The organism is Nonomuraea mangrovi (assembly GCF_042681425.1).
Taxonomy (GTDB): Bacteria; Actinomycetota; Actinomycetes; order Streptosporangiales; family Streptosporangiaceae; genus Nonomuraea; species Nonomuraea mangrovi.
The window spans coordinates 1-7,443 of the sequence record NZ_JBHUFV010000014.1 but is presented as its reverse complement, the minus strand read 5'-3'; the positions used below and the strand labels follow the sequence as shown (position 1 = coordinate 7,443).

4 protein-coding genes and 1 pseudogene are annotated in these 7,443 nt (G+C 63.8%); 3 read left to right on the top strand and 2 right to left on the bottom strand.

Going from position 1 to position 7,443, the window contains the following annotated elements; translation table 11 throughout:
* Nucleotides 1-66: 66 nt before the first annotated feature.
* The gene (locus tag ACFSKW_RS07450; RefSeq protein ID WP_379570548.1) at nucleotides 67-5,340 is read right to left on the bottom strand and encodes a helix-turn-helix domain-containing protein; all 5,274 of its coding nucleotides are present in this window, start codon (nucleotides 5,338-5,340) and stop codon (nucleotides 67-69) included.
* Between the two features lie 210 nt (nucleotides 5,341-5,550).
* On the opposite strand from ACFSKW_RS07450, the gene ACFSKW_RS07445 reads away from it, so the two are divergent.
* Together ACFSKW_RS07445 and ACFSKW_RS07440 are read left to right on the top strand one after the other, a co-directional pair.
* Nucleotides 5,551-5,970, top strand: coding sequence for a hypothetical protein (locus ACFSKW_RS07445; protein ID WP_379570546.1), 420 nt, complete (start codon nucleotides 5,551-5,553; stop codon nucleotides 5,968-5,970).
* A 58-nt stretch (nucleotides 5,971-6,028) separates the two neighbouring features.
* Nucleotides 6,029-6,400 (top strand): annotated as a pseudogene (locus ACFSKW_RS07440) (IS1380 family transposase); the annotation flags it as partial.
* A gap of 107 nt (nucleotides 6,401-6,507) precedes the next feature.
* Here ACFSKW_RS07440 and ACFSKW_RS07435 read toward each other — a convergent pair.
* Complete coding sequence (locus tag ACFSKW_RS07435) at nucleotides 6,508-7,074, bottom strand: hypothetical protein (protein ID WP_379570544.1); 567 nt, start codon at nucleotides 7,072-7,074, stop codon at nucleotides 6,508-6,510.
* 8 nt (nucleotides 7,075-7,082) lie between these two features.
* Between ACFSKW_RS07435 and ACFSKW_RS07430 the strand changes: the two genes are divergently transcribed.
* Nucleotides 7,083-7,259, top strand: a complete 177-nt coding sequence (locus tag ACFSKW_RS07430) for a hypothetical protein (protein WP_379570542.1) — start codon at nucleotides 7,083-7,085, stop codon at nucleotides 7,257-7,259.
* The last annotated feature ends 184 nt before the right edge of the window (nucleotides 7,260-7,443 follow it).

Below are 7,443 nucleotides of genomic sequence, written 5' to 3'. Positions count from 1 at the left end.
CCTCGACTATGCTGCCGCGTAGTCGCAAGCCCTGATGTGTCTACTGAACCGGGGCAACTCCAATCATTACTCGTCCAATTGCTGAAGGCTCACCGCAGCTCGATCGCCAGCGGCGGCCAGGCCGTCGACGATCCGGTGGTAGCGGCTCCTTATGTCCCCGACGATCGCACCACGGTTGCGGAGTTCCGCTAGCCATTCCTCCAGGAACCAGAGACGATTGGCGAAGAGAGCATAGCGCTGGTCGATGATCGACTCGATCCAGGTCAGCGCGGTTGTCGCCTGCCACTGCCGCGGTGCGCTCTTCGCGAACTTGATCACGGCGTCAGCGGCTTTGGGCTCCCAGCGGGCGAGGCGTAGCCAGCGGTCCGCAAGCTGACCTAGCGCGTCGGGCTGAAGCCAGTTCTCGCGGCATCGAGCGAAAGTGCCATCGATGTGCGGGTCTGACGTCCTAGCGTTCGGGGTGGGGAGCAGGGCCGCAGTCATGTAGTCGAACGAATGACGGCGCTGCGCGCGCAGCCCGACTCCGTCACCGACGGCATCAAGAGCGATTTCCAGCGCCCACGGCCAGAAATCGACCATGGATCGTCGAAGCTGCTCGTCGTAGGTGAAGACGGTGCCGAATCCGCTGAAGAGCATGTGCAGAGCGTTGGAGTCTGTGGCGAAATACTCGATGTGAGCCCTGATGGGGTCTCGGTCGCCAGCCAACGCGATCGTGATCATTCGCTGGGCGATCGGCTCGTGGTGGATGTGCGCGTGATGGTCGTATCCCTCCTTCCACCAATGGGCGAGACCTCTGCGGTGGGCGTCCCAGAGCGGCGCCCAGAGATCGCCGACCGTACCCTGAAGGCACGGCACACGCCTGGCGTCGACCATGCACGCCAACGGCATTCGCAGCCGATTGACCATGAACTGGTCGTCGGCAACGGCCGAGAGCGACTCGTGGAACGGCGCTGGCAGCGGATCAGGCTCCCGCTGCTGCGTTTCTTGGTTCCACGGCCCCAGCCTGCAGTCGATCAGTCCTGCAGTCGCGGCGATCCACGCTGGTCCGTGCCGGCGACATGGGGCCGAGCCTTCGTCGATGTCGCACGGGATGGCCCAAATCGACTCGCAGCCCTTGACGTAGATCGCACGTACCTCATCGAAGAGGCTTGTGGCGAGGCACTGCAGACAGTTCTCAACACGCGGCCGGTCTAGATCTAGGTTGTCGAATGGCTCAAGGAGAAGTAGTGGTGCGGCCGCAGCCGCAGCACGGTCGGCCCCCATTGAGAACCATGTCCCGCTGTAGGTCATCTCGTCAGTTCGCGGGTTCTCGGCAGCCCAGATCACAGCGTCAATCGCCCAGGTCAGGCTGGATATATCCAACCTCGCGCGTCCCAGGGCGTGGGCTCGCACTGCTGCCGCGGCGACGGCCACGAGGCCGTTCTCCGGCCACAGCGCTTCTTCTGGGATTTGCTCATCCTCAACGAGCCTACGTGCGGCCGCAAGATCTTCTTCGAGGTTTTCGATAGGCCAGCTTTCGGGGGCATCGTTGTAGCGCCCGTAGCGGTTTTGGAGGCCGAGTAGAGCGTTCCCTCTCTGAAGTTCGGCGCTGCGGGGCTCGAGTACTTGGTCAATGCGTCCGGGTCGCTCGAACTGGATGACGATCTGGTCCCCGTCTCGACTGGCTCGATAGTTCTCGATGCGAAACTCCTCCGCCCAGCTCTCGATCATCGCGAGGTAGACGTCGTGATCGCCTTCGACGTCGGCGAGCTCGGCGCGGGCACTCTCGATGAGTTGGATGCCGACTGCCTGGAGTTGGGCGAGTCGATCCTCATCGCCAGAGAGCCGAGCGTTGATCACCATCGCGCTAACGGTCTCATGGAAGGTGTGCCTACGCCGGTCAGCTCCGGTCAAGTTGTCGGCATCCGCATCTCGTCCTCGAAATCCGAAGTCACCGGTAACGCGATTGGTCTCAAGGTGCCAGACGGCCGGGGAGGCAAGGAAAGGATCAAGGAGGGTGCCAGTCGCCTCCCGATGTCGAGTCATGAAGCCCACCAAGAGTCCAGGCACCGCGAGGTTGTGGCAGTGGCGAAGGAGAAGTTCGACGATCGTTTGGGCTGGGACGTTCAACTGCTCCAGGAGGTGGTCGATGAAGCGCTCCAGCGCGAGAAGCGCGCTCGTGCATGCACGTGGTCCGACGCTCGTGCCGCGATACCACGCCCAGACGTGGCTGTCGCCGACATAGAGCCGATCACCGACCCCGGGCAGATCGAGGCATACGCCCTCAGGCTCGGCAGAGCGGTCGCCGTGAGCGGTCAACTGGTCAACCCGGAACCTGGCGGCGTGATCAAGCATCCGGTTGATGAAGCCAATGGCGTCTACCGGGATCGCATTGAGCAGGCGGAAGAAGGGACCGTAGTACCAGGCGGCCTGCGGTATCGCGAACCCGAGGGTAGGTCCGTGGCGGAAGTCCCGAATGCCATCGTCGAAGGGGAAGCCGCCACCCCAGCGACCACGTGGATCGGGGCGTTCGATGTAGTAGGCCTCAGCGAGATCCAGCAGCAACTTCGGCCGCTCCTGCGACATGCTGACTGCGACGATCGCCGACTCTACCGCGGGGTTGAGGTCTCCCGGCCTGTCCGTGGCCACTTCGCGGAGCCACGCCTCCGCTCGGTCGTCGAGATCCGGTCCCAAGGAGGCGAGCGCCTCCACGGCGAAGTCGTCGTAGAACGGCGGGGCGCTGTCGAGGATGACGTCGCGAACCTCTTGACGCAGAGGATGTGACGGTCGGCGGGTACTCGCCATACCGCGGAGCCAAGCCAGAACGAGGTCCTGGACGGCCTCATGCATGGCTCGACTGCCGAGCCGCGGTCCGCGCTCGATCGTGGGCCGCTCGCAGAAGACCACCTTCACAAGTGGTGCGAGCGCATAGGCATCGCCCATCGTGCCGGTCACATATCTGGTCTGGGCGAGGCGGAGCAGGGTCCCAAGGCCAGCACAGTTGTCTTCCGTCAAAGGCCCCCATTGTTCGCGGATGGCCGACTCCGCGTCCCAGAGAGCCAGAAGGGCTTCATACGGCACCTCCGACCACCTGTCGCCGTGAACATCGGCGATCTCACCGAAGGTCGTCGACAGGCTCACCCAGCCACTCGAGTCGTCGCGGTGAAGCAATGCGGTCTGGCATCCGAGGCGAGCCGCGCGGATCGACCAGCGTGGGGCTCCGGCCGAGGCAAGGAGATCCCATCCGTGCGCGATGAAGAGACGACAGAGTGCGAAGTCCCGGAACAGATCGGTTGCGAATTCATCGCCTGGCGAAAAGGCGGGGTTGTTGGGCACCCGAAGGACGCCGTCCGAGCGCAGCTCAGCGGAGCTGCTGCCATGAGGAGGTTGGCCGGCGATGCCGAGGGCACGTTTGGCCACGCTCAGGGCGGCCTGTTCACGATCATCTGGGGATGCGGTACCTGGGGCATGGATCTCGTCCCGACGGATGAGACTGCGCCACACCGCGGAAAACACGTCCGCCTCGCATAGCAGGTCGGCTGGATCGAGAGCCGCGCCCGTCCGGAGCAGCACGTCGACAAGACCTGGTCGGCCAAGAAGCCACCCCGCGCGCGGGTCGTCATCCAGACGAGCGAGGGCAGCGAAGGCCGCCGGAAGGGCTTGACTCTCTTCGTGGGTCAGTGGCGACACCACATGCTCGGCCGGGGCGCCACCAGATTGAGCCAGCTCTACGGCTCGAGCCAGCTCGTCGCGAACCTGGCGGGAGCCATCGCCGCGCGTGACGGCAACCACGCCGAAACCAGCCCTCAGCGCGGCTGTGGCGACTGTCCGGAAAACCTGACCCTTACCTTCGAGAACAGACTCTGCGCCATCGATCAGAAGGAGACGGATGGGCTGCATTTCCCCAGTTGCCATCACCTCGTCGATAGCGGATCCGCCCAGCTGGGTCTCGAGGTCGGCTGGGGCATGGGGGAGATCGCGCAAGCTGAGACTGGAGACGGCGGCGCCCTCCATTTCGAGGTTCTCGATCGCGCGTAGTGACAAGGCGGACTTTCCGACGTCTGGATCGCCGGTGACCACAAGAGCGCCAGCGGACGCGCCTGCCGATCGCATGGCCTGAACAAGGCTCGATCTTTCTTCGGCGCGCTCCAGTTCCAGCTTCAGTGACTGCGACGCCGACCACAGCGCCGGGCGAATCGACTCGCGCAGACGAATGCCGAGCCGATCCAATGTCCCCCACGCGCTGGCGAACCTGGCGGATCTCGCTAGCGAGTAGGGGCTCAGGCTCCGGCGGATCACCGATTGCGTCAGCACCGCGCCCTGCGGCGCCCATCCCCCCACCAGCTCTTCAATTCGGGAGAAGAGTGCGTCTGCCGCGGCGGGCGTGCCGTCGTGAATCATGCGCTGCAGAGTGTTGACTGCTGTCGTACGGTCTACTCGGTCTGTCCTTTCCAGACGCAGGTTTCGTGTGCTGAGACTCCGGAGGAGTCGCCAAGTCAGCTCCTCTACGCCCAATCCGCTGGTCGAGGCGAGTCCTGTCGACGCTTGCCGGACCAGGTCGTTGATGTGGGTATGCCGGCTGCGAATCTCGGTATTCGTTCGCCCCGGCTGCGTCAAGCGATCCGCCAGAGCAGCTGCATCAGGAAGAGCGCGAGCAAGCTCCGCGAGTTCAGCGAGCTGTGCTATCGCATTGGCGTTCGTTGATACCGCGAGTACGATCCGCCACCGCCCCGAAGCCGCCTCGGGCCAATGGTCCGTGACGACCGTCAAGAAGTCGCGGATCAGGGGAACTGACGCGCTATCGCTTGAGGTGAGCGCAGGGCTCCTGCGGACGGCAATCGAGGAGCGGTGCATCTCGCCGTGAGAGTCGCGCCCTTCGATGAGAATGTCGTCGACATCGCTCAGATCGCTTGCCTGAAGTCGAATGGTGTTGACGGATATGGCATCGCCAAGCTCGGGCAGGGCTTCACCCGCGAGGAATCCGGCAATCAGACACGCCGCGTAAGAGTGCTCCAAGCGGACGCCACCACCGCCCGTCGAGTACGGACTTGATCCGGTCGAAGGCACTGCGCTGATAGGCGTTGTCTCCTCGAGCCAGGCGCTGATCGAAGGGTTCGAGACCGCGAGCTGCCACAGGATGGCTTTCCCTGATCTCTTCGAGATGGCGAACCCGGCTTCTGACAATGTGGCCAGCGCGGTGTTCGCTGTGGTCGGGGAAACACCCAGAGCAGTTGCTACCTTTCGACCGGAGAGCGGGACGGTGCTCTCGGCCAGTACCTTGAGGGCGCCGTACGCGCTCTCGCTGAGCGTTGCCTGAAGCGTCTCTCCCGCCGTTGCCATGACACCAGCGTAGCGCTTCATGTCCAATTCTGCTGGACATGGACGGCGCTACCGTTTCGATCGCCTAATGACCTCGGGTATTCATTCCATGAGAGTTGAAGCGATCACCTAAAACGACATGAAAAGGTGCACCTGACCTGCGGGGATGCGAATGTCGACGTCGTATCCGGCAGGCAGGGAATCGGGTGCACCTTTCAGGTCAAGACTACGGGATGGGACTTCCGGCTGTCTGTGACCGCGGAAGGAAGGAGACTGGTCGGGCACACGGGCGCGATACTCCTACGCCGCTACGCCGACCGGGTGGGACTGACGACCACGCTCGGCCGGGCCTTCAACCGCTGCGCCGCCCGACGGGATCGCCCACCGGGCTGGGACCGCGGCATCGCTCTGGTCCAGCTGGCCATCGCGATCTTGCTGGGAGCCAGGAGCGTGCGACAGATCGTCATGCTGTCCCATCAAGCACCGCTGTTCGGCGCGCCACCTTCCGACTCCACCATCCGCCGGGTGCTGGCCGCCACCGCCGATGACCGGCTCACGGCCGCGATCAACCGGGCGCGCGCCGCCACCCGCGCTCAGACATGGGACCTGCTGGCCGCCCGCGAGCCGGGATTCCCCCGGGTGAGCGTGGCGGGCAAGATGTTGTCGGGCTAGGCAGTCCTGGATACGGACGCCATGTTGATCGCCGCGCACTCACCCCAAGCAGGGCGCCGCCCCCACCTACAAGAAGGGTTTCGGGTTCCACTCGCTGGCGACCTGGTGCGCCAACACCGCCAAGTCGCTGGCGATCCGGCTACGGCCAGGCAACGCCGACGCTAACGACGCACGCGACCACATCGACCTGCTGGATGCGGCCGTCACCCAGATCCCCACCACCTACCGCAGCAAGCTGCTGATCCGCATCGACGGCGCCGGCGCCACCAATGACCTGCTCGACCGCAGGAAAGCACGAGCCACCAGGCGGCGGACCATCCGTTTCACCATCGGCTGGACCATCACCGCCACCGACGAGGCCGCGATCGCCAAGCTGCCCGCGAGCGCCTGGCAGGGCGCGATTCTCTCGAGCCAGGCGAACGGTCCATGAGCGTCATCGACCGTTCCCTAGCCGAACGTCAACCCAATATCCGCGCTAGCAATAAGTCTTCATTGTCCACTATGGACTACTAAGGCGCCGCCAGGACGCTCGGTGCGCTACGGCGCGCCTTTGGTTGGCGGGTCGGCCAGCACCTTGATCCCGATCTCTTCGAGATCTAGGAAGACTCGTTTGACATGGTTGAGATGGCGGTAGATGACCGTCCGCGTCTCGGCATCGCGGGCAGAACCATTCCAGATCGGCTCGAAGATCTCCGAGTTGCTCACGGCAGTTTGTGCTACATCAAGTGCCGCCAGTAGGTCAACATCCCTTGTTTCGAAGCGGATCTTTCGTGCGTTCTGCTTGATGATCTCCATATTTTGGGCCATTGCGCGGCCGCTATCAGTATTCACCCACTCGATCATGTCGCTCGTCTTCCACCGATGGCCCGCGCTGCTGATGGCGATTATCTGCAATGTGTCGACCCAGCTGTTGGCAGCGTGGACCATGTCTGCGATAAGCAACCGCTGACGCTGACGTCGTTCTTCGTTCCGGCTGGATTCCGCAGCCGCATAGATGCCGCTGAGGATTGTTTCTTTAAGCTGATCTGCGAACCTTGGAGGGCACCCATCGCAGGGAACTGCCTGCAGGCCGGTACGCGACCCTCGTCCATAGCGCTCACCCATCCGGACTCATGGATTCCACAGGCCTACTACTGGAATGGGCGGGTCAACAAGGAATGCAATGGGACGCCGGGCTGACAGCTGATGGCCTGCGCTGGGGCTGTCGGCTCGAGATTTATCATGCTGGCGTCCTGACCGCAGACAACGGCGGCTGGGAAATCGAGCTTGCGATTCGCCTCGCCGAGTGACGACGAGTTGGCTTCGACCTGCCACCGAGGCCAAGACCCAGGCCCGACCCCAGGCCTGTGGTCGGGTAGCCCCGAGGGATCTCGCCTCGAGGCTCCCACAGATCCCGGCGTGAGCCTCTCGTGGAGTTGCCCCGGTTCAGTAGACACATCAGGGCTTGCGACTACGCGGCAGCATAGTCGAGGT